23 protein-coding genes and 1 riboswitch are annotated in these 22,714 nt (G+C 72.7%); of the genes, 18 read left to right on the top strand and 5 right to left on the bottom strand.

Going from position 1 to position 22,714, the window contains the following annotated elements:
• The 9 genes from GE115_RS11590 to GE115_RS11550 all read left to right on the top strand — a co-directional run bounded on the left by GE115_RS11590 (position 1) and on the right by GE115_RS11550 (position 8,520).
• Positions 1-774: an HAD family hydrolase gene (locus GE115_RS11590; RefSeq protein ID WP_153684955.1), complete on the top strand. Its 774-nt coding sequence runs from the start codon at positions 1-3 to the stop codon at positions 772-774.
• Positions 771-2,018 carry a hypothetical protein gene (locus GE115_RS11585; RefSeq protein WP_153684954.1) on the top strand — a complete coding sequence of 416 codons (1,248 nt, stop codon included), beginning with the start codon at positions 771-773 and terminating at the stop codon, positions 2,016-2,018. Before GE115_RS11590 ends, GE115_RS11585 begins: the two co-directional genes overlap by 4 nt.
• 81 nt (positions 2,019-2,099) lie before the next feature.
• Positions 2,100-2,245: riboswitch (FMN riboswitch) on the top strand.
• Positions 2,246-2,315: 70 nt separating this feature from the next.
• Complete coding sequence (gene ribD, locus GE115_RS11580; protein ID WP_246190727.1) at positions 2,316-3,386, top strand: bifunctional diaminohydroxyphosphoribosylaminopyrimidine deaminase/5-amino-6-(5-phosphoribosylamino)uracil reductase RibD; 1,071 nt, start codon at positions 2,316-2,318, stop codon at positions 3,384-3,386.
• Positions 3,387-4,028, top strand: coding sequence for a riboflavin synthase (locus GE115_RS11575; protein WP_153684953.1), 642 nt, complete (start codon positions 3,387-3,389; stop codon positions 4,026-4,028).
• Positions 4,025-5,335, top strand: a complete 1,311-nt coding sequence (gene ribA, locus GE115_RS11570) for a GTP cyclohydrolase II (protein ID WP_153684952.1) — start codon at positions 4,025-4,027, stop codon at positions 5,333-5,335. The genes GE115_RS11575 and ribA overlap by 4 nt, the downstream gene beginning before the upstream one ends.
• Entirely contained in the window at positions 5,332-5,802 is a 471-nt protein-coding gene (gene ribH, locus GE115_RS11565) for a 6,7-dimethyl-8-ribityllumazine synthase (RefSeq protein ID WP_153684951.1), read from the top strand. The genes ribA and ribH overlap by 4 nt, the downstream gene beginning before the upstream one ends.
• A 101-nt stretch (positions 5,803-5,903) precedes the next feature.
• Positions 5,904-6,257 carry a Fe-S protein gene (locus tag GE115_RS11560; RefSeq protein WP_153684950.1) on the top strand — a complete coding sequence of 118 codons (354 nt, stop codon included), beginning with the start codon at positions 5,904-5,906 and terminating at the stop codon, positions 6,255-6,257.
• 269 nt (positions 6,258-6,526) lie between these two features.
• Complete coding sequence (locus tag GE115_RS11555) at positions 6,527-7,903, top strand: MFS transporter (protein ID WP_153684949.1); 1,377 nt, start codon at positions 6,527-6,529, stop codon at positions 7,901-7,903.
• Between the two features lie 191 nt (positions 7,904-8,094).
• The gene (locus tag GE115_RS11550) at positions 8,095-8,520 is read left to right on the top strand and encodes a four-helix bundle copper-binding protein (RefSeq protein ID WP_246190742.1); all 426 of its coding nucleotides are present in this window, start codon (positions 8,095-8,097) and stop codon (positions 8,518-8,520) included.
• Positions 8,521-8,525: 5 nt separating this feature from the next.
• On the opposite strand, the gene GE115_RS11545 is transcribed toward GE115_RS11550, so the two are convergent.
• Positions 8,526-8,876 (bottom strand): hypothetical protein, encoded by a 351-nt coding sequence (locus GE115_RS11545; RefSeq protein WP_246190726.1) that lies wholly within the window; start codon positions 8,874-8,876, stop codon positions 8,526-8,528.
• 133 nt (positions 8,877-9,009) lie between these two features.
• Here GE115_RS11545 and GE115_RS11540 point away from each other — a divergent pair, with 133 nt between their 5' ends.
• From GE115_RS11540 to GE115_RS11520, 5 genes are all read left to right on the top strand, one after another.
• A complete protein-coding gene (locus GE115_RS11540) occupies positions 9,010-9,924 on the top strand; it encodes a pseudouridine-5'-phosphate glycosidase (RefSeq protein ID WP_153684948.1) in 915 nt (304 codons plus the stop codon).
• Positions 9,908-10,828 (top strand): carbohydrate kinase family protein, encoded by a 921-nt coding sequence (locus GE115_RS11535; RefSeq protein ID WP_312855100.1) that lies wholly within the window; start codon positions 9,908-9,910, stop codon positions 10,826-10,828. Before GE115_RS11540 ends, GE115_RS11535 begins: the two co-directional genes overlap by 17 nt.
• Before the next feature lie 32 nt (positions 10,829-10,860).
• The gene (locus GE115_RS11530; RefSeq protein WP_153684947.1) at positions 10,861-11,088 is read left to right on the top strand and encodes a hypothetical protein; all 228 of its coding nucleotides are present in this window, start codon (positions 10,861-10,863) and stop codon (positions 11,086-11,088) included.
• Between the two features lie 32 nt (positions 11,089-11,120).
• Positions 11,121-13,019, top strand: coding sequence for an ABC transporter ATP-binding protein (locus tag GE115_RS11525; RefSeq protein WP_153684946.1), 1,899 nt, complete (start codon positions 11,121-11,123; stop codon positions 13,017-13,019).
• A gap of 201 nt (positions 13,020-13,220) precedes the next feature.
• Complete coding sequence (locus GE115_RS11520) at positions 13,221-14,015, top strand: hypothetical protein (protein WP_153684945.1); 795 nt, start codon at positions 13,221-13,223, stop codon at positions 14,013-14,015.
• A 124-nt stretch (positions 14,016-14,139) separates the two neighbouring features.
• Here GE115_RS11520 and GE115_RS11515 read toward each other — a convergent pair whose 3' ends face one another.
• Complete coding sequence (locus GE115_RS11515) at positions 14,140-14,514, bottom strand: DUF1622 domain-containing protein (RefSeq protein ID WP_153684944.1); 375 nt, start codon at positions 14,512-14,514, stop codon at positions 14,140-14,142.
• A 133-nt stretch (positions 14,515-14,647) separates the two neighbouring features.
• Positions 14,648-16,525: a phosphoenolpyruvate carboxykinase (GTP) gene (locus tag GE115_RS11510; RefSeq protein ID WP_153684943.1), complete on the bottom strand. Its 1,878-nt coding sequence runs from the start codon at positions 16,523-16,525 to the stop codon at positions 14,648-14,650.
• A gap of 127 nt (positions 16,526-16,652) precedes the next feature.
• Here GE115_RS11510 and GE115_RS11505 point away from each other — a divergent pair, with 127 nt between their 5' ends.
• The 4 genes from GE115_RS11505 to GE115_RS11490 all read left to right on the top strand — a co-directional run bounded on the left by GE115_RS11505 (position 16,653) and on the right by GE115_RS11490 (position 20,617).
• Positions 16,653-18,095 carry a helix-turn-helix domain-containing protein gene (locus tag GE115_RS11505; RefSeq protein WP_153684942.1) on the top strand — a complete coding sequence of 481 codons (1,443 nt, stop codon included), beginning with the start codon at positions 16,653-16,655 and terminating at the stop codon, positions 18,093-18,095.
• Between the two features lie 160 nt (positions 18,096-18,255).
• Positions 18,256-18,597 (top strand): PadR family transcriptional regulator, encoded by a 342-nt coding sequence (locus tag GE115_RS11500; protein WP_153684941.1) that lies wholly within the window; start codon positions 18,256-18,258, stop codon positions 18,595-18,597.
• Positions 18,594-19,589: a permease prefix domain 1-containing protein gene (locus GE115_RS11495; protein WP_153684940.1), complete on the top strand. Its 996-nt coding sequence runs from the start codon at positions 18,594-18,596 to the stop codon at positions 19,587-19,589. Before GE115_RS11500 ends, GE115_RS11495 begins: the two co-directional genes overlap by 4 nt.
• 11 nt (positions 19,590-19,600) lie before the next feature.
• The gene (locus GE115_RS11490) at positions 19,601-20,617 is read left to right on the top strand and encodes a hypothetical protein (protein ID WP_153684939.1); all 1,017 of its coding nucleotides are present in this window, start codon (positions 19,601-19,603) and stop codon (positions 20,615-20,617) included.
• Here the strand turns inward: GE115_RS11490 and GE115_RS11485 are convergent.
• Positions 20,598-21,386 carry a 3-hydroxyacyl-CoA dehydrogenase gene (locus tag GE115_RS11485; protein ID WP_153684938.1) on the bottom strand — a complete coding sequence of 263 codons (789 nt, stop codon included), beginning with the start codon at positions 21,384-21,386 and terminating at the stop codon, positions 20,598-20,600. The two genes, GE115_RS11490 and GE115_RS11485, sit on opposite strands and share 20 nt — an antisense overlap.
• A 143-nt stretch (positions 21,387-21,529) precedes the next feature.
• Entirely contained in the window at positions 21,530-22,705 is a 1,176-nt protein-coding gene (locus tag GE115_RS11480) for a thiolase family protein (protein WP_153684937.1), read from the bottom strand.
• Positions 22,706-22,714 lie beyond the last annotated feature (9 nt).

The following is a 22,714-nucleotide window of genomic DNA, read 5'->3' as shown; positions in this document are numbered from 1 at the left end:
ATGAACGAGCCGAGGGGCGACGTGCGCGTTCCCGCCCCGGTCGTGCTGTTCGACCTCGACGACACGCTCATGGCCCATCGCGAGGCCGTCGAGGCGGGCATCGTCCGCCATGCCGACGACCTCGGCTACGCGCCGGCGCCCGACGCCGAGGCGATGCAGCGGCTCTGGTACGAGCTCGAGGAGCGGCACTACCACTCGTACCTCGCGGGCGAGCTGACCTTCGAGGCCCAGCGCCGGGCCAGGGCCCGCGACTTCGCGGCGGCGCACGGCGTGGAGCTCGACGATGAAGCGGCGGGCACCTGGTTCTCGGCCTACTTCGAGCGCTACCGCGAGTCGTGGTCGTTGCACGCCGATGCCCTGCCGGCACTCGACGGCATCGAGCGGAGCGTGCCGGGGGTGCGCTTCGGCATCATCACGAATGGCGAGCTCGAGTTCCAGACCGCCAAGATCGTGCGACTCGAGCTGCCCGGCCGGTTCGCGCACGTCATCGCCTCGGGGGCGGTCGGCGTCACCAAGCCCGACGCCGCGATCTTCCGGCACGCGCTCGAGGTCTTCGGCGCCGACGCGCCCGTCACGGCCGCCGCGTACGTCGGCGACCGGCTCATCACCGACGCGGTCGGGGCGGCCCGGGCCGGACTCCTCGGCATCTGGCTCAACCGTCTCGGCGCGGTGCCCTCCGACGAGGAGGCCGCCGCGGCCGAGGCATCCGGCGTCGTGGAGATCGCCGGACTCGCCGAGCTGCCGACGTTGCTCGCCGAGCGGCTGCGCGCGTGAGCGCCCCGACCGGCGACCCGGCGGGTCCGGCGCCCGTGATCGCCCCCGACGCGACGCCCGCCCAACCCGACACACCGCCGGCGCCGCCCGCGACGCCCGCGACGCCGCGCCGACGCCGGCGCGGACTCGTGTGGACCGCTTCGACGCTCGCCGTCGTGCTCGGTGGGGGCTTCGCCCTGGCGGGGGTCGTCACCACCGACCTCATCGCCGCCCGATTCCACGAGCGCGCCTGGGCGGAATGGAGCGCCGCCGACGAACGTCACACCGAGGCCGTCTCCGCCGAGTCGCACGAACGCCGATTCGCTGAGGAGCTGATCGGGCGCACCGACGCGCTCCGCCCGGTGATGACCGCCGACCTCGTCGGCGAGGCCGAGCTCGCAGCACTGAACGCCGAGCTCGACGAGTTGCGCGTGCTGGCCGAGGCACCGGCGGGCGACGCCGCACCCGGCGTCGCCGAGCTGGAACCCCGGGCGCCCGCTCCCGTCTGGACGAGGTACGCCTCGGGCGCACGCCTGGGCGAGCTGACGCCGAAGCGCGAAGCCGACGCCGAGCAGCACGAGCACTCGGCCGAGGCTCTCGTCGCCGCACGCGACGAGGTCCACGCCGGAATGGACGACATCTCGACGAGCGCAGTCGCACTGGCCGAGGCCGTGCTCGCAGCCCATCCCTCGGCGACGCACCGCACCCGGCTCGACCTCGATGTCGCGCTCGATGCCATCGACGACATCGGCGCCCCGCCCGAAGCGGCCGATTTCACGGCCCTCGCGACGAGCCTCGCAGCCGTCCGTTCGGCGCACGCCGCCGAGGAGGCACGCAAGCTCGATCCCCGGTACCCCGTGCGCGCCGAGATCGAGGCCTACGCACGATCGATCGCGGCGGGCGTGCCGCTGGACTTCGCGTGGGCGTACGAGGTCGCCGGGCGGCCGAGCGACGGCTGGTTCGCGGGCACCGCCGAGTTCTTCGAGTACGGCGACGACTGGGGCCTCATCACCCTGACCGACTCGATCTCCGACTCGTGGCCCGATGCGAACGCACGCGCCGTGGTCGTGCACGAGGTCGGGCACACCCAGGTGGTGCGCGACGCGTGCGCCGCGATCTTCCGCTCCCCCGTCTTCGGCGGCGACCACGAGGTCTGGGCGACGGCCTGGGCGATCGGCATGGGCCACGACGTGCCGGGCGCCGGCATCGAGGCGTACGGCCGGCCGAGCGACGAGCAGATCGAGGCGTCGCGCGCCTGCCGCTGACGCGGCTGTGCACCCGCGTGACGTCGGACGTGACGCGGGAATAGGAGGCCCGCCAGCGCGTTGACCTAGAATCGACATGAGAAACGTGCTCCGGGGTCGGTGCAAGTCCGAACCGGCGGTGACAGTCCGCGAGCCGGGAGCGCGTGGCCGACAGGCCTCGCGCGAACGGTTGAACCGGTGGAATTCCGGTACCGACGGTGAAAGTCCGGATGGGAGGCGGCACGTGTGGGCGACGCTGCGCGTCGCCGACGTCCGGCATTCGTCGGCGCACCCCCGGAGCCTGAAGGCAGGACTGGGATGACGGCGAACGGATTCGGCACGGCCGATGTCGACGCCATGCGACGGGCTCTGGCGCTCGCCGCGCTCGGACCCGCGACGGGCGTGAACCCCCGCGTCGGCTGCGTCCTCCTCGCGCCCGACGGCTCGGTGCTCGCCGAGGGGTGGCATCGCGGCGCCGGCACCGCGCACGCCGAGGTCGACGCCCTCTCGAAGCTCCCGGCGGGCGCGGCCCGCGGCGCGACCGCGGTCGTGACCCTCGAGCCCTGCAACCACACCGGCCGCACCGGGCCGTGCTCCGAGGCGCTCATCGCGGCCGGCGTGGCCCGCGTGGTGTACGCCGCGACCGATCCCGGCGAACGCTCGTCGGGCGGGGCCGAGCGCCTGCGGTCAGCCGGCATCGCGGTGACGCCCGGCGTCCTCGCCGACGAGGTCGAGGCGTTCCTCGCCGACTGGCTCTTCGTCGCCCGGCACGGCCGCCCGCGCGTGACGGTGAAGTGGGCCTCGACGCTCGACGGGCGCGCCGCCGCGGCCGACGGCACGTCGCAGTGGATCACGGGTCCCGACGCGCGTGCCGACGTGCACCGCCGGCGTGCAGGCGCCGACGCGATCGGCGTGGGCACCGGCACCGTGCTCGCCGACGACCCGGCCCTCACCGCTCGCGACGATGACGGCGGACTCCTGGGCCGCCAGCCCGTGCCCGTCGTGTTCGGCCGGCGTCCGATTCCGCCCGCCGCCCGCGTCGCGAGGCATCCGCAGCCGCTCGTCGTACTCGAGGGGCGCGACCTCGCCGCCGATCTCGCCGACCTCGCGCGACGGGGCATCCGTTCGCTCTTCGTCGAGGGCGGGCCGACGCTCGCGAGCGCGTTCCTCGCCGCCGGGCTCGCCGACGACGTGCTCGTGTACCTCGCTCCGGCGCTCCTGGGCGGCCCTGGGCTCGCCATCGGCGACCTCGGCGTCGGCACCATCGCGGACGCGGTCCGCCTCGAACTCGCCGCCGTCGAGCGGCTCGGCGACGACCTCCTCATCGTCGCCCACCCGACCCCGGTCCGCGCCAGCCGCGAACCGGTCGCCACCCCTGGAGGGATCTGAATGTTCACCGGAATCATCGAGGAGCTCGGCCGCGTCACGCGCGTCGAGCGCACCGCCGACGCCGCACGGCTGACCGTGCACGGGCCGCTCGCGGTCGAGGGCGTCCGCCACGGCGACTCCATCTCGGTCTCGGGCGTGTGCCTGACGGTCGTCGATTCCGACGCCGAGTCCTTCACCGCCGACGTCATGGCCCAGACGCTCGCGATGTCGACGCTCGACGAGGCGCACGAGGGGCTCGCCGTCAACCTCGAGCGCGCCGCGAAGGTGGGCGACCGCATCGGCGGGCACATCGTGCAGGGCCACATCGACGGCACCGCACGCGTGCTGGCGGTGCGGCCGGGCGAGGCATGGCGGGTGCTCCGCTTCTCGCTCGACGCGGCGCACGCGCCGCTCGTCGTCGACAAGGGCTCGGTCGCGCTCGACGGCATCTCGCTCACGGTCAGCGCGATCGGCGACGAACCCGACGGTTCCTGGTTCGAGGTCTCCCTCATCCCCGAGACGCTCACCGCCACGACGCTCGGCGAACGACAGGTCGGCGACCTCGTGAACCTCGAGACCGACATCCTCGCGCGGCACGTCGAACGGATGCTCCGCCTCGATGCCCGACGAGCGGAGCCGGTGCCGGCGGGAGGGGTCGCATGAGCCTCGCGAGCATTCCCGAGGTCCTCGCCGCGCTGCGCGCGGGCAAGCCGGTCATCGTCGCCGATGACGAGGCCCGCGAGAACGAGGGCGACGCCATCATGGCGGCCGAGTTCGCGACCCAGGAGTGGATCGCGTGGATGGTTCGCCACACCAGCGGATACCTCTGCGCGCCGATGCCCTCGTCGCTCGCCGACCGGCTCGAGCTGCCGGTCATGGTGGAGCGCAGCGAAGACGTACGCGGCACGGCATACACCGTGTCGGTCGACGCCGCCGACCGGGTCTCCACGGGCATTTCCGCGAGCGACCGGGCGCGAACGCTGCGCACGCTGGCCGACCCCTCTTCGACGCCCGAGCGACTCATCCGGCCCGGCCACATCCTGCCGCTGCGCGCCGTCGACGGCGGCGTTCGCGAGCGCGCGGGCCACACCGAGGCCGCGGTCGACCTGATGCGGCTGGCCGGGCTCTCCCCCGTCGGCGTGATCGGCGAGCTCGTCGCCGACGACGGCGAGATGCTGCGCCTGCCGGGCCTCATCGAGCTGGGCGAGCGCGAGGGCCTCCCGGTCACGACCGTGGCCGCGCTGGTCGACTGGCTCCGCGCGCATCCGGGCGACGCCGCGCTCGAACAGGCCGCGGGGGTGCCGGCCGACCGCATCGCCGAGAGCCCGATCGTCGCGTTCGAGGTCGAGACGAGCCTGCCGACCGTGCACGGCACCTTCCGGGTGCGCGCCTACCGCGACCGCCGCACGGGCGCCGACCACGTCGCGATCATCGCGGGCGACCCGGCGGCCGACCCCGCCGGAGCCGTCGTGCGCGTGCACTCGGAGTGCCTCACGGGCGAGGCCTTCGGATCCCTGAAGTGCGAGTGCGGGCCGCAGCTCGATGCCGCACTCCAGGCGATCCGCGAGGCGGGCGGCGTCGTCGTATACCTCCGCGGACATGAAGGCCGCGGCATCGGGCTCATCAACAAGCTCCGCGCCTACCGGCTGCAGGAGGACGGCCTCGACACCCTCGACGCGAACGTCGCGCTCGGGCTGCCGATCGACGCCCGCGACTACTCGGCCGCGAGCGCGATCCTCGACGACCTCGGCATCGGGCGGGTGCGCCTGCTCACGAACAACCCCGAGAAGGTGCGCCAGCTCGGGCTCCACGGCATCGACGTCGCCGAGCGTCTTCCGCTCGTCGTCGGCGTGGGCGCCGGCAACCAGGGCTACCTGGTGACCAAGGCGCGGCGCATGGGCCACGCCATCGACGACGGCCAGCTGGCGGATGCCTCGGCCGAGACCCTCCTGGAAGGACACGCCACATGAGCGGCACCGGCTCCCCCACCCTCGACATCGACGGCACGGGCCTCGAGGTCGTGATCGTCGCCGGCAGCTGGCACGACGAGATCACCGACGGCCTCATCGCGGGCGCCACCCGCACGCTCGAGGCATCCGGCGCGTCGTTCTCGCTCGTGCGCGTACCGGGCAGTTTCGAGCTGCCCGTGGTGTCGAAGGCCGCACTCGAGGCCGGCGCCGACGCGGTGGTCGCCCTCGGCGTGATCATCCGTGGCGGCACACCGCACTTCGAGTACGTCTCCGCCGCAGCGACCGATGGCCTCACGCGTGTCGCGCTCGACACGGGCAAGCCGGTCGGCTTCGGCGTGCTCACGCTCGACGACGAGCGCCAGGGTCTCGATCGCGCCGGGCTCCCCGGCTCGAAGGAGGACAAGGGCCGCGAGGCCGCCGAGGCCGCCATCGCGACCGCACGCGCGTTGCGCGCGCTGCGGGCCTGACCGCACGCGCGCTGCGGGCACTGCGGGCGCTGCGGGCGCTGCGTGCGTGATCGCGCGAGTCGATTCGACTTCGACGATCGGTAGAACTTACACTCGGCTCCATGGAGACCCTGCGCCACATCGTCGTGCTCGTCCACCTGGTCGGCTTCGCGCTGCTCTTCGGCGCCTGGGCGGTCGAGGCGGTGAACCGCCGGTTCGAGGTGACCCGGCTCATGCACTGGGGCCTGCTCATCGCCGCGGTCGCCGGTCTCGTGCTGGCAGCGCCGTGGGGAATCGAGTACGACCTGAACTACGCGAAGCTCGGCGTCAAGCTCGTCGTGCTGGTCGCGATCGGCGCCCTGCTGGGCATCGGCGCCGCCCGCCAGCGCCGCAACGGTTCGGTGCCGCCCGCACTGTTCTGGTCGATCGGCGCTCTCACGCTCCTGAACGCGGGCATCGCCCTCATCTGGCGCTGACCCGCTCGCAGCGCGCCGCCGCCGACCGCTCGGCGCGGCAGCGCGCCGCCGCCGGCGACCGCTCAGCCCCTGACGACCGCTCGTCGCACCGCCGCCGCCGTTCGTCGCACCCGGCCCTGCCGCGACCCCTGTTCGCGGGGTGGCGGCTCGACGATGCCGTAATGTAAGCGGGTTGCCACAAGCGACGATTCCTCCGCCCACCGGCCCACGCGCCAGATCGACCCCGCGCCGGTGAGCCGTTCCGACGTTCCCCAGGAGTCCTCGCAGGCATGTCCTCTTCCTCGACGGCGGCACCCGCCGCCCCATCCTCCCCCTCGGCCGCACCGGCCAATCCGCGCAGCCGGGTCATCCTCGCCAGCCTCATCGGCACGACGATCGAGTTCTACGACTTCTACGTCTACGCCACGGCCGCGGTGCTCGTCTTCCCGCACCTGTTCTTCCCGGCCGGCGACGCGACCACCGCGCTGCTCTCGTCGTTCGCGGTGTTCGGCGCCGCCATGGTCGCCCGCCCGCTCGGCGCCGTCGTCTTCGGCCACCTCGGCGACAAGCACGGCCGCAAGGCTACGCTCGTCGGCGCACTGCTCACCATGGGCATCGCGACGTTCCTGATCGGCGTGCTGCCGACGTACGCGCTGGTCGGATGGCTCGCGCCGCTGCTGCTCGTCATCCTGCGCATCGCGCAGGGCTTCGCCCTCGGCGGCGAGTGGTCGGGCGCGGCGCTCGTCGCCACAGAGAACGCCCCGCAGGGCAAGCGGGCCTGGTACGGCACGTTCCCCCAGCTGGGTGCGCCCATCGGCTTCATCATCGCGAACGGCCTGTTCCTGATCATCGCGGCGGCGCTGCCCTCCGAGGACCCGTCCATGCCGTCGGAGGCGTTCCTCGAGTGGGGCTGGCGCATCCCGTTCCTGTTCTCGGTCGTGATGGTCGCGGTCGGCCTCTGGGTGCGGCTGCGCCTGGTCGAGTCCACGGCGTTCTCGAAGGCCTCGGAGCAGGGCAAGCTCAAGCGCCTCCCGCTGGCCGCCGTCTTCAAGGACTACTGGAAGCAGCTGATCCTCGGCACGTTCTTCATGCTCGCCACCTACGTGCTCTTCTACCTGATGACCACGTTCTCGCTGAGCTACGGCCGTGCGCCGGCCGAGCCCGCCGAGGGCGCCCTGCCGGGCCTCGGCTACTCGTACAACACGTTCGTGCTGATGCTCATCGGCGGCGTCGTGTTCTTCGGCATCTTCACGCTGCTGTCGGGCCCGTGGGCCGACCGCTGGGGCCGTCGCAAGACGCTCATCTGGGTCACCCTCGGCATCATCGTGTTCGGCCTCGCCTGGGTGCCGCTGCTCTCCGGCGGCTTCGCCGGCGTGATGGCGTGGCTCATCATCGGCTTCGCGCTGATGGGCATGACCTTCGGGCCGATGGGCGCCCTGCTGCCCGAACTCTTCCCGACCAACGTTCGCTACACGGGCTCGGGCATCTCGTACAACGTGTCGTCGATCCTCGGCGCCGCCGTGGCCCCGTTCATCGCGGTCGCGCTGTGGCAGGCCGGCGGCGGCAGCCCGTTCTGGGTCGGCGTCTACCTGTCGGTGATGGCCGTGCTCACGCTCATCGCGCTGATCGTGTCGAAGGAGACGAAGGACGTCGACATCGACCGCTAGTCGCGCGCTGACGAACGGATGCCTCGGGCCCGGCTCGAGGCATCCGTTCGCCGTTTCAGGGCGTTCACACGACCGCAACACGCACCCCCTTCTCGCCTCGGCAGGCCCGGCGTAGCATGGCCCGCACAGGGCAGCCGGGTTCCAGCCGGCACCGTCGTCGCCCGGCGCCCGGTTCGGAGCAGGTACGCGTGATGAACACGACGATGGACATGATGAAGGGCGCCATGTCGATGCAGGGCAGCCCGATGCAGGGCATGGACACCGCCCTCATGGAGGAGTGTCTCGAGGCCCTCTCCGCATGCGAGCAGGCGTGCGTGATGTGCGCCGACGCCGATGCGGGCGAGGGCATGGGCCGATGCGCCGGGATGTGCGCCAACTGCGCCGACCTGTGCGGCACCATGATGCGGATGATGCTCCGCACGAACGGCTGGGACCTGGCCGTGATGATGTCGGCCATGGAGACGACGATGGCGATGTGCCGGGCGTGCTCGGCGGAGTGCATGATGCACGCCGAGATGAGCGAGCACTGCCGCATGTGCGCGATGGCGTGCGACCAGGCGGCCATGGCGCTCGAGAAGATGCTCGGCTCGATGCGGGAGATGACGCCCGCGATGTGAGCGGGTTACGCGTCGGCGACGCTGAGGCGTTCGTCGCCGCGCGCGAGCACGCCGTACACCGCGTGCACGGCGACCGGCTCGCCGGGTGCGAGCGCGCCCGCGAGCGGCGCGTGATGCCACAGGCGACGGATGCCTCCGCCGAGATCGGCGACCGCGACGAACCCGTCGTCGTCGGCGCCCACGACGACCGCGTCGACCCACTTGCTCGGCGTCGCCTGCGCGAGCCTGGCCTGCAGCCGGTTGAGGCCGTGGCCGGGCCGGTCGCTCGAGCACTCGGCGTGCGCCTCGCAGCCGCGCATGCCCAGGACCCGGCCCGGCTGGGGCTGGGTGGCGGCGTGCGGCTCGCGGTACGACATGACGGCTCCTCGCGATCGGTGCGTGCCACGGTACGCCGCGGTCCGCCGGATGTCGCGGGCCGGTGTCATACGCGGCAACACGCATCGTGCGCGCCGGGTTCCGCGGGCGGGCGGCCCCTCATACGATGACCGGATGCAGACCTCCGCCGCCATCCGAGTCTCCGACGAGGTCCGGTCGGCCGTCGCCGACGGCCGCCCAGTGCTCGCCCTCGAGTCCACGATCCTGACCCACGGCCTGCCGCGGCCTCGCAACCTCGAGGTGGGGCTGGGCTCCGAACGGCAGGTGCGCGACGCCGGGGTCGTGCCCGCCACGATCGGGGTCATCGAGGGCGTTCCGGTCGTCGGCCTCTCGGCCGAGGAGATCGAGCGGCTGTGCACGACCGACGGCACCGTGAAGGCGAGCGTTCGCGACCTGCCGATCGCCCTCGCGAAGGGCCTCGACGCCGGAACGACGGTCGCGGCGACGGCGTGGCTCGCGCACCGCGCCGGCATCCGGGTGATGTCGACCGGCGGCCTCGGCGGGGTGCACCGCGGGGCGAGCGAGACGTTCGACGAGTCGGCCGACCTCGGCACGCTCGCCGAGACGCCGATCACGCTCGTGAGCGCGGGCGTCAAGTCGATCCTCGACATCGGCGCGACGCTCGAACGCCTCGAGACCCTGAACGTGCCCGTCGTGGGCTACCGCACGACGCGGTACCCGGGGTTCTACGTGGCCGACTCTGGCTTCGCCCTCGACTACCGCGTCGACTCCCCCGACGAGGTCGCGGCGCTCGCCCGCGCGCGGGACGAACTCGGCCAGGCCGCCGCGGTGCTGATTGCGAACCCGGTCGCCGACGACCGGCAGCTCGACCCCGACCTGCACGCGCGCATCCTCGCCGAGGCGCTCGCCGCGGCCGACGCGGCGGGTGTCTCGGGGCACGACACGACGCCGTTCCTGCTCGACCACGTGCAGCGCGCGACCGGCGGCCGGAGCCTCGAGGTCAACCTCGAGGTCTACCGCGGCAACGTCGCGCTCGGCGCGGAGATCGCGCGTGCCCTCGCGAGCTGACGGGCCGGCGCCGCGGCCGCTGCTCGCGGTGGTGGGCGACCTGGTCGAGGATGTCGTCGTGTGGGCGTCCGAGCCCGTGCGCCGCGGCACCGACACCGCCGCTCGCGTGTTCCGCACCCGCGGCGGCAGCGGCGCGAACGTCGCGGCCCTCGCTGCCGGGCTCACGCCGACGCGGTTCATCGGCTGCGTCGGCGAGGATGCCGCGGGCTCGGCCCTCGTCGCCGAACTCGAGCGCACGGGCGTCGAGGTGCGCGTGCAGCGGCGCGGTCGCACGGGTGCGGTCGTGCTGCTGGTCGACGTCGACGGCGAGCGCACGATGTTCCCCGATCGCGCCGCGGCGGCGATGCTCGATCGCGTCGACCCTGGCTGGATCGACGGGATCGGATGGGTGCACGCGCCCGCCTACGGCCTCGAGCGCGACCCGATGCGCGGCGCGCTGGTCGCCCTGCTGCGAACGGCCCGCGAACGAGGCATCCCGGTGTCGCTGGATGCCTCGTCGACGGGACTGCTCGCGGGCATCGGGCTCGACGGGTTCCGAGCCCTCGTGAGCACCATCGCCCCCGACGTGTGCTTCGCGAACGACGACGAGGCGCGGCTGCTCGGCATCGCGGAGGGCGGCGAAGCCGCGGGCGCTCTCGCGCCCGTCGTGGTGGTCAAGCACGGCCCGGCGCCGAGCGAGGTGTTCGAGGACGGCCGGCTCGTCGCGCGGGTGCCGGTCGAGCCGGTGCCCGGCATCCGGGACCTCACCGGGGCCGGCGACGCGTTCGCCGCTGGCTGGATCGCGGCCGCGATGCGGGGCGAGGACGCCGAGGCCGCGTGCCTCGCCGGCCATCGGCGCGCGGCATCCGTACTCGGTTCGCCGGGCACGTCGTCCATGCCGGCGATCGACGTCAACCAGAGTTGACGCACCCACGGTCGTCAACTACGGTTGACGACATGGACGACCACACGATCCGCACCGCCATCGCCGCGGCCGACGGCGATGATCCCTACCGGGCGCTGCGCGAGCTGCACCGCGCGCGCGTCGAGCTGACGCGCGAACTCGACCGCGCCGAGGCCGTCGCCGTGCGCCGCGCACGTGCCGCCGGCGCGAGCTGGCAGCTGATCGCCCTGGCCCTCGAGGTGAGCAAACAGGCCGTCCACAAGCGCTACGGGCGGGGGTGACGCTCGGGAGCGACGCGTAAGCTGCTAGGGCCATGACCCAGAGCGACCTCCCCACCGCCCTTCCCCCGACGCTCGCCCGACGCGGCCGCCGTGCCGCGCGCACGGGCCCCCGCGCGACCGTACGCCAGCTCATCCCCTACCTGGCCGAGCACAAGGTCGTGCTCTCGGTCGTCATCGCGCTGAGCCTGCTCCTCGCCGCGGCGAGCCTCGCCCAGCCGCTCGTCGTCGGGCAGGTCATCACGCTCGTCGAGGCCGGCGACCCGCTCGACGGGCTCGTGTGGCTGCTCGTCGCGCTCGTCATCGTGCAGGGCGTCGTCAGCGGCTACCAGCACTACCTGCTGCAGCGCACGGGCGAGGGCATCGTGCTCACGAGCCGCAAGAAGCTGATCGCGCGGATCCTGAAGCTGCCGATCGCCGAGTTCGACACGCGCCGCACGGGCGACCTCGTCTCCCGGGTCGGCAGCGACACGACGCTGCTGCGGGCGGTGCTCACCCAGGGCGGCGTCGAGGCCGTCGGCGGCATCGTCACGTTCGTCGGCGCGCTCATCGCGATGCTGATCCTCGACCCGCTGCTGCTCGGGCTCACGGTGCTCGTCGTCGCGGTGGCGATCGGCACCGCCGCGGCGCTCTCGCTCAAGATCCGCGAGGCATCCCGGCAGGCGCAGGAGAAGGTCGGCGCCCTCGCCTCGGCCGTCGAACGGTCGATCAGCTCGGTGCGCACGATCCGTGCCGCGGGCGCCACCGACCGCGAGATCGCATCCACGACGCAGGAGGCTGAGGGCGCCTGGCGCCTCGGCGTGCGGGTCGCCAGCATCTCGGCGCTCGTCGTGCCCGTCGCGGGCATCGCCCTCCAGGTGTCGTTCCTCGTGGTGCTCGGCGTCGGCGGCTTCCGCGTCGCGAGCGGCGCGATCACGGTCGCGAACCTCGTCACGTTCATCCTGTTCCTGTTCATGATGATCATGCCGCTCGGCCAGGTGCTCGGCGCCGTCATGGCGATCAACCAGGCGCTCGGTGCGCTCGGCCGCATCCAGGAGGTGCTCGACCTGCCCGATGAAGACGCGGGCGACCGCCGGCTCGCGCCGCTGGCCGTCATGGTGGGGCCCGCCAACGAGGGGCTGCTGCCGCACGCACCCGCGATCGAGTTCGAGCACGTCTCGTTCGCATACGCCCGCACGACCCCGAACGACCCGGCCGACCCCGGCAACGACTCGCCCGACGAGCACCGGCCCGAGCCCGACGTCACCGAACGCCAGCCGGTGCTTCGCGGCGTCTCGCTCCAGGTGCCGCGCGGGCAGCGCGTCGCCCTCGTCGGCCCATCGGGTGCCGGCAAGTCGACCATCCTCGCGCTCATCGAGCGGTTCTACGATCCGAGCGTCGGAACCGTGCGCATGGGCGGCCTCGACCTGCGCTCGCTCGACCGGCGCGAGCTGCGCGCCCAGATCGGCTATGTCGAGCAGGACGCCCCCGTGCTCGCCGGCACCATCCGCGACAACCTGCTGCTCGGCAGCCCCGACGCGACTGACCTCGAGTGCGAGCACGTGCTGCGCCAGGTGAACCTCGGCCACGTCCTCGACCGCGATCCGGCCGGGCTCGCCGCCCAGGTCGGCGAAGACGGCATCATGCTCTCGGGCGGCGAGCGCCAACGCCTCGCGATCGCGCGGGCCCTGCTCGCGGCGCCGCCGATCCTGCTGCTCGACGAGTCGACCTCGTCGCTCGACGGACTCAACGAACGCATGATGCGCGAGGCGATCGATGCGGTCTCGGCAGGTCGCACGCTCATCGTGATCGCGCACCGCCTCTCGACCGTGGTCGACTCCGACCGCATCATCGTGCTCGACGAGGGCCGGGTCATCGGCGAGGGCACGCACGACGAGCTCGTCGCGGCCGTGCCGCTGTATCGCGAGCTCGCGGAGCACCAGCTGCTCGTCTGAGCCGCGGGGCCCGGCGCCGGCGGCGCGCATCCGCGTCGGCGCCGGCGGCGCGCGTCCCGGCCGTCGCCGGCCGCGTGGCCGACTCAGGGCTGACCCGAGTGAACCTCAGGGTTGGTACGGATGCCGCGTCGCCGGCATGCTCCGTACGGTGTGGCATCCCCACTCCCCTGCCGGCGCCGCCGGCCGACCGGAAGACGTGCCATGACGATCATCGACGACAGCCGCCCCGCCCGCCTCGCCGAGCCGCCCTTCGACCGCATCGCGGCCCTCGGCGACCCCGGCGCCATCGACGCGACCGACACCCTGCCGGCCGAGGCCCTCGGCGACGGCTTCGACCCGGTGCACGCCCGCGTCCGCGACTGGCTGCGCAGCTGGGACCAGGTGCACCTGCCCGCGTTCGAGCCGGTCCGCGACGCGCACCCGGCCGACGAGCGCCGCAGCTCCCTGCGATCGCCGGCGACCCGCGCGGACGGCACCGTGCGGGTGACGGCGAGCCTCTACGACCCGCCGACCCGCGAGGGCGCGCCGTTCGCGTGGTCGCGCAACTGGGTGAGCGTCGTGGAGCTGCCGCGGGTGACGCAGGCCGGGCGACTGCACTACCGCTTCGGCGTCGGCAGCCGTCTCGTGCTCGACGGGCAGGCCGAGACGAGCCTCGTCTCGACCAGCCTGAACTTCGGCATCGTCGCGGATGCCGCGACCGCGAGCCCGTTCGACGCACCCGGGTTCGCGACGCCGATCGCGCGTCCGCTCGTGGCGGTGCAGTGCCGTGAGGACGCCGAGGCCGACGCCCGCCAGGCCTTCGAGGGCTCGATCGACGTGGAGGAGGGCGACACGCCGGCGATGGCGTTCGTGATCGGCACCGACGTCGTGTTCCGCGACGGGTGGGTGCGCATCCACGACGGGTCGAGCACCTGGGTCGGCGCCGCGGGCGCCGGCGGGAGCGGCACGGTCGAGGTGCGCCTCACACCCGCGCCCGTGCTCGCACTGTTCGGCTGACGGCGTACCGGGCGTCGGAGTTCCGCGCCGGCACGCCGCGACTCCGCGGCGCGTCGCCCCGGATCTCCGACGCGCGCGCGACACACCGACGCGCCGAGGCATCCGTCGACCCGCCGTTCGTGCGTCAGTCCGCCTCGCGCACCACTGCCGGCGTCTCTGCCGATGCGCCCTTCTGCCACGGCCAGCGCCCGGAGATCTCGAGTTCGAGCGACCAGCTGAGGAACGTGCGGATCAGCACGATGATCGCGAGCACCGCGACCGATTCGAGGGTCGGCGTGACCGCGACGGTCTTGATGATGTCGGCGGCGACGAGCAGTTCGAGGCCGAGCAGGATGGCTCGGCCGAGCACGCGCCGGAACCTCGTGTACACCGGGCCGACCCGCCGGAGCCCGCGCAGGGCCGCGTCGACGATGGCGTAGAGCACGCCGACCACGATCGCCACGACGCCGATGACGTCGACGGCCTCGCCGACTGCCGCGATCGTCTCCCCCAGCTCCATCGCGCACCCCCTCAGGATGCACGCTAGCCCCGAGGGCGGGGCGCCGTGCGCGCGACATCCCGCGGCGGAACGGATGCCCCGGCCCCACGCGTCTTCCCGTACGCGCGGGGCCGGGGCATCCCGTCAGGGGCGGCTACGCCACCTCGCGCTGGAGGTGGTAGCGCAGGCTCGCGAGCTCGGCGTTCAGCGCCGCGGGAACGCGGTCGCCGAACTGGGCGAAGTACTCCTCGGTCAGGTCGCACTCGGCCAGCCACGACTGCGGATCGACGTCGAAGAGGTGCGCGAGCGTCTCCTCGCTGAGGTCGAGGCCGTCGAGGTCGAGCGCATCATGGGCGGGCAGCAGGCCGATCGGCGTCTCGGCGGCCTCGGCCGTGCCCTCGAGCCGGCCGACGATCCACTCGAGGACGCGCGCGTTCTCACCGAATCCGGGCCAGAGGAACGAGCCGTCGGCGGCCTTGCGGAACCAGTTGACCTGGAAGATCTTCGGCGCGTGCTCGCCGAGCACGCGGCCCATCTTCACCCAGTGGCCCCAGTAGTCGGCCATGTTGTATCCGCAGAACGGGAGCATGGCGAACGGGTCGCGCCGCAGTTCGCCGACGGTGCCCTCGGCGGCGGCGGTCTTCTCCGACGAGATGGTCGCGCCCATGAACACGCCGTGCTTCCACGACCGCGCCTCGGCGACGAGCGGCACGTTCGTGGCCCGGCGCCCGCCGAACAGGATCGCGTCGATCGGCACGCCGTCGTGCGCGTCCCAGTCGTCGGAGATCTGCGGGCACTGGGCGGCGGCCACCGTGAACCGCGAGTTCGGATGCGCCGCGGGCCGGCCCGAGTCGGGCGTCCAGGGCTTGCCCTGCCAGTCGGTCAGGTGCGCGGGCGGCGTGTCGGTCAGCCCCTCCCACCAGACGTCGCCGTCTTCGCGAAGAGCGACGTTGGTGAAGATCGTGTTGCCCCACATCGTCGCGACGGCGGTCGGATTGGTCGTCTCGCCGGTGCCGGGCGCGACGCCGAAGAACCCGGCCTCGGGGTTGATGGCGTAGAGCCGGCCGTCGGCGCCCGGACGCATCCAGGCGATGTCGTCGCCGATCGTCTCGACCTTCCAGCCCGGGATCGTGGGCTGGAGCATCGCCAGGTTCGTCTTGCCGCACGCCGAGGGGAACGCCGCCGCGACGTGGTACGCCTTGCCCTCGGGCGAGGTGATCTTGATGAGCAGCATGTGCTCGGCGAGCCATCCCTCGTCGCGCGCCATGACGCTCGCGATGCGCAGCGCGAAGCACTTCTTCGCGAGCAGCGCGTTGCCGCCGTAGCCCGAGCCGTACGACCAGATCTCGCGCGAGTCGGGGAACTGCACGATGTACTTGGTCTCGTTGCAGGGCCAGTCGACCTCGGCACGGCGGTGCCCGACGCCGTCGACGAGCGGGTAGCCGACCGAGTGCACGGTGCGCACCCACGGCTCGCCGGCCTCGATGAGGCGCAGCACCTGCTCGCCCATGCGGGTCATGATGCCCATGCTGAGCACGACGTACGGCGAATCGGTCACCTCGACGCCGAGCTGCGAGATCGGGCCGCCGAGCGGGCCCATCGAGAACGGCACGACGTACATCGTTCGGCCCTTCATCGACCCGTCGAAGACGTCGACGAGCTCTTCGCGCATCTCGCGCGGGTCGCGCCAGTTGTTCGTGGGCCCAGCGTCCTCCTCGTAGGTCGAGCAGATGAAGGTGCGGTCCTCGACGCGGGCGACGTCGCCCGGGTCGGTGCGCGCGAGGTACGAGTTGGGACGCCACTCGGGGTTGAGCTTGATCAGCTTGCCCTCGGCGACGAGCCGCTTGGTCATCAGGTCGGCCTCGTGGCGAGAGCCATCGCACCAGACGATCTCGTCGGGCTTGGTGAGGGCCGCGAGTTCGGCGACCCAGGCGGCGAGCGCCGGGTCGGTGGTGCCGCGGCGGGCAGTCGAGGTGGCGTCGGCGCCGGTGGCGGATGCCTCGGCGCCGATGGGCGTCTGGGAGATGGTCATCGTCGTCCCTTCTGATGGGGTCCGGCGCGGCCGGAGTGGAGCTGTGTTTCCAGAATGCGTGGTTCCTCGCAGTTCCGGCGACGAAATGTGACGTTAAGAATCGTCGATCTTTCGATATGTTTAAGCCATGAAGGCAGGAACCCCCGACCTGGCGACGCTCGGCCACCGCATCCGCCACTTCCGCGGCGAGCGCGGGCTGACCCTCGACCAGCTCGGCGAGGCGATCGGGCTCGCGGGCAGCCAGCTCTCGCTCATCGAGAACGGCAAGCGCGAGCCCAAGCTCTCGACGCTCGACGCCCTCGCGGTCGCCCTCGGCGTCGAGCTCGGCGACCTGCTCGCGCGCGAGGCCCCGAGTCCGCGCGCGGCCCTCGAGCTCGAGCTCGCGCGGGCCCAGTCGAGCGCGCTCTACGCCAGCCTCGGCCTGCCGCCCGTGAAGCCGGGCCGCGGCATCTCCGACGAGACGCTCGAGGCGATCGTGGGCCTGCACCGCGAACTGCAGCGCCGGGCCAGCGAGGCCATCGCGACACCCGAGGAGGCGCGCCGCGCCAACACCGACCTGCGCGAGCGCATGCGCGCCCGTGCCAACTACCTGCCCGACATCGAGGACCTCGCCGAGCAGCAGGTGCGCGCCTCGGGCCACCGCACGGGGGCGCTCACGCACCGCGAGGTGAGCGTCATGGCCGAGCGACTCGGATTCCGGCTCATCTACGTCGACGACCTCCCCGACTCGACGCGTTCGATCACCGACCTCGCGAACGGGCGCATCTACCTGCCGCCGGCGTCCATCCCCGGCGGGCACGGCCTGCGCTCGATGGCCCTGCAGGCGATGGCCCACCGGCTGCTCGGCCACACGCCCCCCGCCAGCTACGACGAGTTCCTCCAGCAGCGGCTCGAGATCAACTACTTCGCGGCGGCCTGCCTGATGCCGCAGGAGGCATCCGTCGCGTTCCTGTCGCAGGCGAAGAAGGAGAAGCGGCTCGCGATCGAGGACTTCCGCGACGCCTTCGGCGTCACGCACGAGGCCGCCGCGCTGCGGTTCTCGAATCTCGCGACGAGCCACCTCGACATGACCCTGCACTTCCTGCGCGTCGCGGGCGACGGCGCCCTGCTGAAGGGCTACGAGAACGACGGGCTGCCCCTGCCGACCGATGTCACGGGCTCGATCGAGGGCCAGTGGGTGTGCAAGAAGTGGAGCGCGCGCACGGCCTTCGACCACACGAACCGCACGACCGAGAACTACCAGTACACCGATACGCCGACCGGCACCTACTGGTGCGCGACCCAGACGGGGCGCACCGATGCCGCGGAGTTCTCGATCACCGTCGGCGTGCCGTTCAACCAGGCCAAGTGGTTCCGCGGTCGCGAGACGACGGTGCGCGCCGTGTCGACCTGCCCCGACGACTCGTGCTGCCGTCGCGCGCCGGCGGGGCTCTCCGAGCGCTGGTCGGGTCGGGCCTGGCCGAGCGCGCGCCTGCACGCGCACGTGCTCTCGCCGCTGCCGTCGGGCACCTTCCCGGGCGTCGACGACGCCGAGGTGTACGCGTTCCTCGAGGCGCACGCCGACCAGTAGCCCGGCGACATTGCACTCGCGCCCCGGCGCGACACGCCCGCGCGCACCCGAAATCGGAACCCGTGGCGGGCGGATGCGTACGCGGATGCCTCAGCGAGAGGCATCCGTCACTTCATCGCGCCTGTTGCATTAGTGTGTTACGCACACTATCGTGTGACGCATGAGCACCGATGAGATCACGGCCGGCCACCTCCAGGAGTTGCGCCGCGGCACCGTCGTGCTGGCCTGCCTCGTGCGCCTGCGCACGCCCGACTACGGGTACGCGCTGCTCGAGTCGCTGAACGCGCTCGGCATCACCGTCGACGCGAACACGCTGTACCCGCTCCTGCGCCGTCTCGAGAAGCAGGGGCTCCTCACGAGCGAGTGGAACACCGACGAGGCGCGGCCCCGCAAGTTCTACCGCACGAGCGCCGAGGGCGAAGGCCTCGCCGCCGCGCTCACCGCCGACTGGCACCTGATCGACGAGGCGCTCACGCGCCTGACCACGGGAGACGAAGCATGACCACCACGACCACCCTCACCGACCGCTACGTGTGGGCCGCGATCCGCAGCGTGCCCGTCGCCCACCGAGCCGAGCTCGAACGCGAGCTGCGCGAGCGCATCGGTGATGAGATCGACGCCGCCATCGAGCACGGCGCCGGCCCTGCCGACGCCGAGCGCGCCGCCCTCACCGGGCTCGGCGACCCCGTCGCCCTGGCCGCCGGGTACGTCGATCGGCCGCTCCAGCTGATCGGGCCGCGGTACTACCTCGTGTGGTGGCGGCTGCTGAAGCTGCTGCTCGCGGTCTCGTTGCCCTTCGTGGCGCTGGGCGTCGCCATCGCGCAGGCCGTGGCCGGCACGAATGTCGGCGGCATCATCGGCGCCGCGATCGGCGTCACGATCTCCGCGGGCGTCCACATCTGCTTCTGGACGACGCTGGCCTTCGCGATCCTCGAGCGCACGCCCGCGCCGGCCGGCCGCCGCGGGGTCGACCTTCCGTGGTCGCTCGAGATGCTGCCCGCGCTCCCCGACCCCGCCAAGTCGTCACGACTGGCCGAGCTCATCACGTCGCTGGTGTTCCTGGTGGTCTTCGCCGTCGCGCTCGTCTGGCAGCAGTTCGGCGTGCCGTGGGTGCCCGAGCTGCAGGGCGTCCCGCTGCTCGACCCCGACCTCTGGTCGTTCTGGCTGCCGTACTTCCTCGGGCTGATCGGCCTCGAGATGCTGTTCGCGGTCGCCGTGTACGCCTGGGGCTGGAGCTGGGGGCTCGCCGCCGTGAACCTCGTGCTGGGCGTCGCGTTCACCGTTCCCGCGCTGTGGCTGCTGCTCACCGGGCAGCTCGTCTCCAACGAGGCGCTCGAGGCGATGCAGTGGCCGTGGGGCGACTCGGCGCCGATCATCCTGGCCATCGTGGTCGTCGTGACGATCGCGGGCGCCGTCTGGGATGTCGTCGACGGCGCGATCAAGGCGTACCGGGCGCGAGGCGCCCGCCTCACCGCGGCCGGCGCACCGGCGTGAAGGAGCACGAGATGACCATCGGCACGACCGACCTGACCGCCCGCTACGTCCTCGAGGCGTCGCGCAGCCTGCCCCGCCGGCAGGGCCGCGAATTCGCACGCGACCTCGACGAGCGCATCCGCGATGAGATCGACGCCCGCCTGGCGTCGGGAGCCTCCACGCCCGAGTCGGCCGAGTTCGACGCACTGGCGGCCCTCGGCGACCCGTCGCGGGTGGCCGCCCGCTACGCCGACCGGCCGCCGATGCTCATCGGCCCGCGCTGGTATGCATCCTGGAAGCGCGTCCTCATCATCACTGAGTGGAGCACCGTGCCCGCCGTGACGGGCGCGTACCTTCTCGCCCAGTTCATCGAGGGCGAGGTCGATCCCGGCATGATCGGGCGGACCTGGTTCGTGCTGCTGACCGTCGGCATCTACCTCGCGTTCTGGATGACGGTGGTGTTCGCCGTCATCGACCGGTACTCGCCCGAGCCCGGCGAGGAGAACGCGGTCGCCTGGTCGCCGGCGAACCTGCGCGACCCCGCGATCCCGAGTCGCACCGACCGCCGGGTGCGCCTCATCTCCACGCTCGCATGGCTCGCCGTGCTCCTCGCCGTCGTGCTCTGGCTGCAGTTCGGGCCGAGCCGGTGGGGTCACCTCGACGGCATCCTGCCCGTGCTCGATCCGGCGCTCTGGTCGTTCTGGCTGCCGTACTTCCTCGTGCTCGCGGCCCTCGAGGCCGCCATGGCGGTGTGGGTCTACCGGGCGGGCTTCACCTGGCCGTGGGCGGCGGCGAACATCGTGCTCGCGCTCGCGTGGGCGGTGCCCGCCGTCTGGCTGATCGTCACGGGCGCGATGTTCGCCCCTGGCTTCGTCGAGCTGTTCGAGGCGAACCTCGACGCCGATGGGCAGCAGGTGCTTCCCATCCTGCTGATCGCGGGCATCGTGGCAGGGGCGCTCGCCGATGCGATCCTCGGCGTCGTCCGTGCCGCGCGCACGGGCCGACGCGAATCGCTGGGGCTCGGGCGCGCTACTTCGGCTGCATCCTGATCGCTCCGTCGAGGCGGATGACCTCGCCGTTCAGCATCGGGTTCGCGATGATCGCCCGCACGAGGTCGGCGTACTCGGCGGGCGATCCGAGCCGCGACGGGTGCGGGATCTGCGCGGCGAGCGAGTCCTGCACCTCCTGCGGCATCCCGGCCATCATGGGCGTCTCGAAGATGCCGGGCGCGATGGTCATGACCCGGATCAGCAGCTTCGACAGGTCGCGGGCGATCGGCAGGGTCATGGCCGCCACGGCGCCCTTCGACGCCGAGTAGGCCGCCTGCCCGATCTGCCCGTCGTAGGCGGCGACCGAGGCGGTGTTGACGATGACGCCGCGCTCGGGCGTCGCCGGTCCCCCGGGAACGCCCGCCGACACCGGTTCGTTCGCCGCCATCGCGGCCGCGGCCAGGCGCGTCACGTTGAAGGTGCCGATGAGGTTCACCCGGATGGTCCGCTCGAACACGTCGAGCGGGGCGGGCCCATCGCGGCCGACCGTGCGGTTGCCGGTCGCGATGCCGGCGCAGTTCACGGCGACGCGCAGCGGCGCGAGTTCCTGCGCCGCGTCGACCGCCGCCTGCACGGATGCCTCGTCCGAGACATCCGCCGCGACGAACCGGGCGCGATCGCCGAGTTCGGCCGCGGCCTCCTCGCCGCGCGGACCCGGGAGGTCGACGAGCACGACGGACGCCCCGCCGTCGAGGAGGGCGCGAGCCGTGGCGCGCCCGAGTCCGGAAGCCGCTCCGGTGACGAGCGCCGAGGCGCCGTTCAGTTCCATCGGTCGGGTTGTCCTTCCCGTTCGTCGAGTGAGGTCGGTCTGCGTCGAGCGATGACGTTTCGCGGGGTCGCCGAGCCCGTTTCGTCATCATTCGGCGGGGGTAGGGGCGGGGTGGGCGAGGCCGGCGGGCGGGCCGGCATCCCTCAGACCCGCTCGATGATCATCGCGTTGGCCATGCCGCCGCCCTCGCACATCGTCTGGAGGCCGAGCCGTCCGCCGGTGGCCTCGAGCTGGTTGACGAGCGTCGTGAGCAGCCGTGTGCCGCTCGACCCGAGCGCGTGGCCGAGGGCGATGGCGCCGCCGCGCGGGTTGAGCTTCGCAGCATCCGCCCCCGTCTCGGCGAGCCACGCGAGCGGCACCGACGCGAACGCCTCGTTGACCTCGTAGGCGTCGATGTCGTCGTGCACGAGCCCGGCGCGCTCGAGCACGCGCTCGGTGGCGGGAACGACGCCGGTCAGCATGAGCATCGGGTCGCTGCCGACGACCGAGAACGCGCGGAACCTCGCGCGCGGCTCGAGCCCGAGCTGTTCGGCGGCCTCCGCGCTCATGATCAGGGCGGCCGACGCGCCGTCGGTCAGCGGCGACGAGTTGCCGGCCGTGACCCGCCAGTCGAGGTCGGGGAACCGCTCCGCGAGGGCGTCGGTGCGGAACGCGGGCGCGAGACCGGCGAGCTGCTCGACGGAGGTCGCGGGGCGGACGGTCTCGTCGGCGAGCGAGTCGACGCCCGGCACGGGTACGACCTCGGTCGCGAACGCGCCGGACTCCCCCGCCTCGGCGGCGAGCCGGTGGCTGCGCGCGGCGTACTCGTCGAGGTCGGTGCGCGAGAGCCCCCAGCGCTGCGCGATGAGCTCGGCGGAGACCCCCTGGTTGACGAGGCCGTCGGGATAGCGGGCCGCGAGGCGGCGACCGTACGGGTCGGCGCCCTGGGTCGACGATCCGAGCGGCACCCGGCTCATCGATTCGACGCCGCACGCGATCACGATGTCGGCCTGCCCCGAGAGCACGGCTTGCGCCGCGAAGGTCGCGGCCTGCTGACTCGACCCGCACTGCCGGTCGATGGTGGTCGCCGGCACCGTCTCGGGGAAGCCGGCGGCGAGTACGGCGTTGCGCGCGAGGTTGAACGACTGCTCGCCGACCTGGCTGACGCAGCCCGCGATCACGTCGTCGACGAGCCCCGGATCGAGGTCGCTGCGGTTGACGAGCGTGTCGAGCACGCCGGCGAGCAGGTCGACCGGGTGCACGCCCGAAAGTTGCCCGCCCGGCTTGCCTCGACCCACCGGGGTGCGTACGACGTCGACGATGACGGCTTCGGTGACCATGGGTCCAGC

The sequence above is a fragment of the Agromyces agglutinans genome, assembly GCF_009647605.1.
GTDB lineage: Bacteria > Actinomycetota > Actinomycetes > Actinomycetales > Microbacteriaceae > Agromyces > Agromyces agglutinans.
This window is presented reverse-complemented; position numbering and strand designations above follow the sequence as displayed.

What these genes read in the sequence shown, in the direction of transcription:
- GE115_RS11480 (WP_153684937.1), bottom strand. Translation starts at nt 22,705, where the DNA reads ATGGTCACCGAAGCCGTCATCGTCGACGTCGTACGCACCCCGGTGGGT.
- GE115_RS11550 (WP_246190742.1), top strand. Translation starts at nt 8,095, where the DNA reads ATGAACACGACGATGGACATGATGAAGGGCGCCATGTCGATGCAGGGC.
- ribH (WP_153684951.1), top strand. Translation starts at nt 5,332, where the DNA reads ATGAGCGGCACCGGCTCCCCCACCCTCGACATCGACGGCACGGGCCTC.
- ribD (WP_246190727.1), top strand. Translation starts at nt 2,316, where the DNA reads ATGACGGCGAACGGATTCGGCACGGCCGATGTCGACGCCATGCGACGG.
- GE115_RS11520 (WP_153684945.1), top strand. Translation starts at nt 13,221, where the DNA reads ATGACGATCATCGACGACAGCCGCCCCGCCCGCCTCGCCGAGCCGCCC.
- GE115_RS11590 (WP_153684955.1), top strand. Translation starts at nt 1, where the DNA reads ATGAACGAGCCGAGGGGCGACGTGCGCGTTCCCGCCCCGGTCGTGCTG.
- GE115_RS11545 (WP_246190726.1), bottom strand. Translation starts at nt 8,876, where the DNA reads ATGTCGTACCGCGAGCCGCACGCCGCCACCCAGCCCCAGCCGGGCCGG.
- GE115_RS11485 (WP_153684938.1), bottom strand. Translation starts at nt 21,386, where the DNA reads ATGGAACTGAACGGCGCCTCGGCGCTCGTCACCGGAGCGGCTTCCGGA.
- GE115_RS11490 (WP_153684939.1), top strand. Translation starts at nt 19,601, where the DNA reads ATGACCATCGGCACGACCGACCTGACCGCCCGCTACGTCCTCGAGGCG.
- GE115_RS11510 (WP_153684943.1), bottom strand. Translation starts at nt 16,525, where the DNA reads ATGACCATCTCCCAGACGCCCATCGGCGCCGAGGCATCCGCCACCGGC.
- GE115_RS11515 (WP_153684944.1), bottom strand. Translation starts at nt 14,514, where the DNA reads ATGGAGCTGGGGGAGACGATCGCGGCAGTCGGCGAGGCCGTCGACGTC.
- GE115_RS11530 (WP_153684947.1), top strand. Translation starts at nt 10,861, where the DNA reads ATGGACGACCACACGATCCGCACCGCCATCGCCGCGGCCGACGGCGAT.
- GE115_RS11495 (WP_153684940.1), top strand. Translation starts at nt 18,594, where the DNA reads ATGACCACCACGACCACCCTCACCGACCGCTACGTGTGGGCCGCGATC.
- GE115_RS11540 (WP_153684948.1), top strand. Translation starts at nt 9,010, where the DNA reads ATGCAGACCTCCGCCGCCATCCGAGTCTCCGACGAGGTCCGGTCGGCC.
- GE115_RS11500 (WP_153684941.1), top strand. Translation starts at nt 18,256, where the DNA reads ATGAGCACCGATGAGATCACGGCCGGCCACCTCCAGGAGTTGCGCCGC.
- GE115_RS11560 (WP_153684950.1), top strand. Translation starts at nt 5,904, where the DNA reads ATGGAGACCCTGCGCCACATCGTCGTGCTCGTCCACCTGGTCGGCTTC.
- GE115_RS11575 (WP_153684953.1), top strand. Translation starts at nt 3,387, where the DNA reads ATGTTCACCGGAATCATCGAGGAGCTCGGCCGCGTCACGCGCGTCGAG.
- ribA (WP_153684952.1), top strand. Translation starts at nt 4,025, where the DNA reads ATGAGCCTCGCGAGCATTCCCGAGGTCCTCGCCGCGCTGCGCGCGGGC.
- GE115_RS11555 (WP_153684949.1), top strand. Translation starts at nt 6,527, where the DNA reads ATGTCCTCTTCCTCGACGGCGGCACCCGCCGCCCCATCCTCCCCCTCG.
- GE115_RS11505 (WP_153684942.1), top strand. Translation starts at nt 16,653, where the DNA reads ATGAAGGCAGGAACCCCCGACCTGGCGACGCTCGGCCACCGCATCCGC.
- GE115_RS11525 (WP_153684946.1), top strand. Translation starts at nt 11,121, where the DNA reads ATGACCCAGAGCGACCTCCCCACCGCCCTTCCCCCGACGCTCGCCCGA.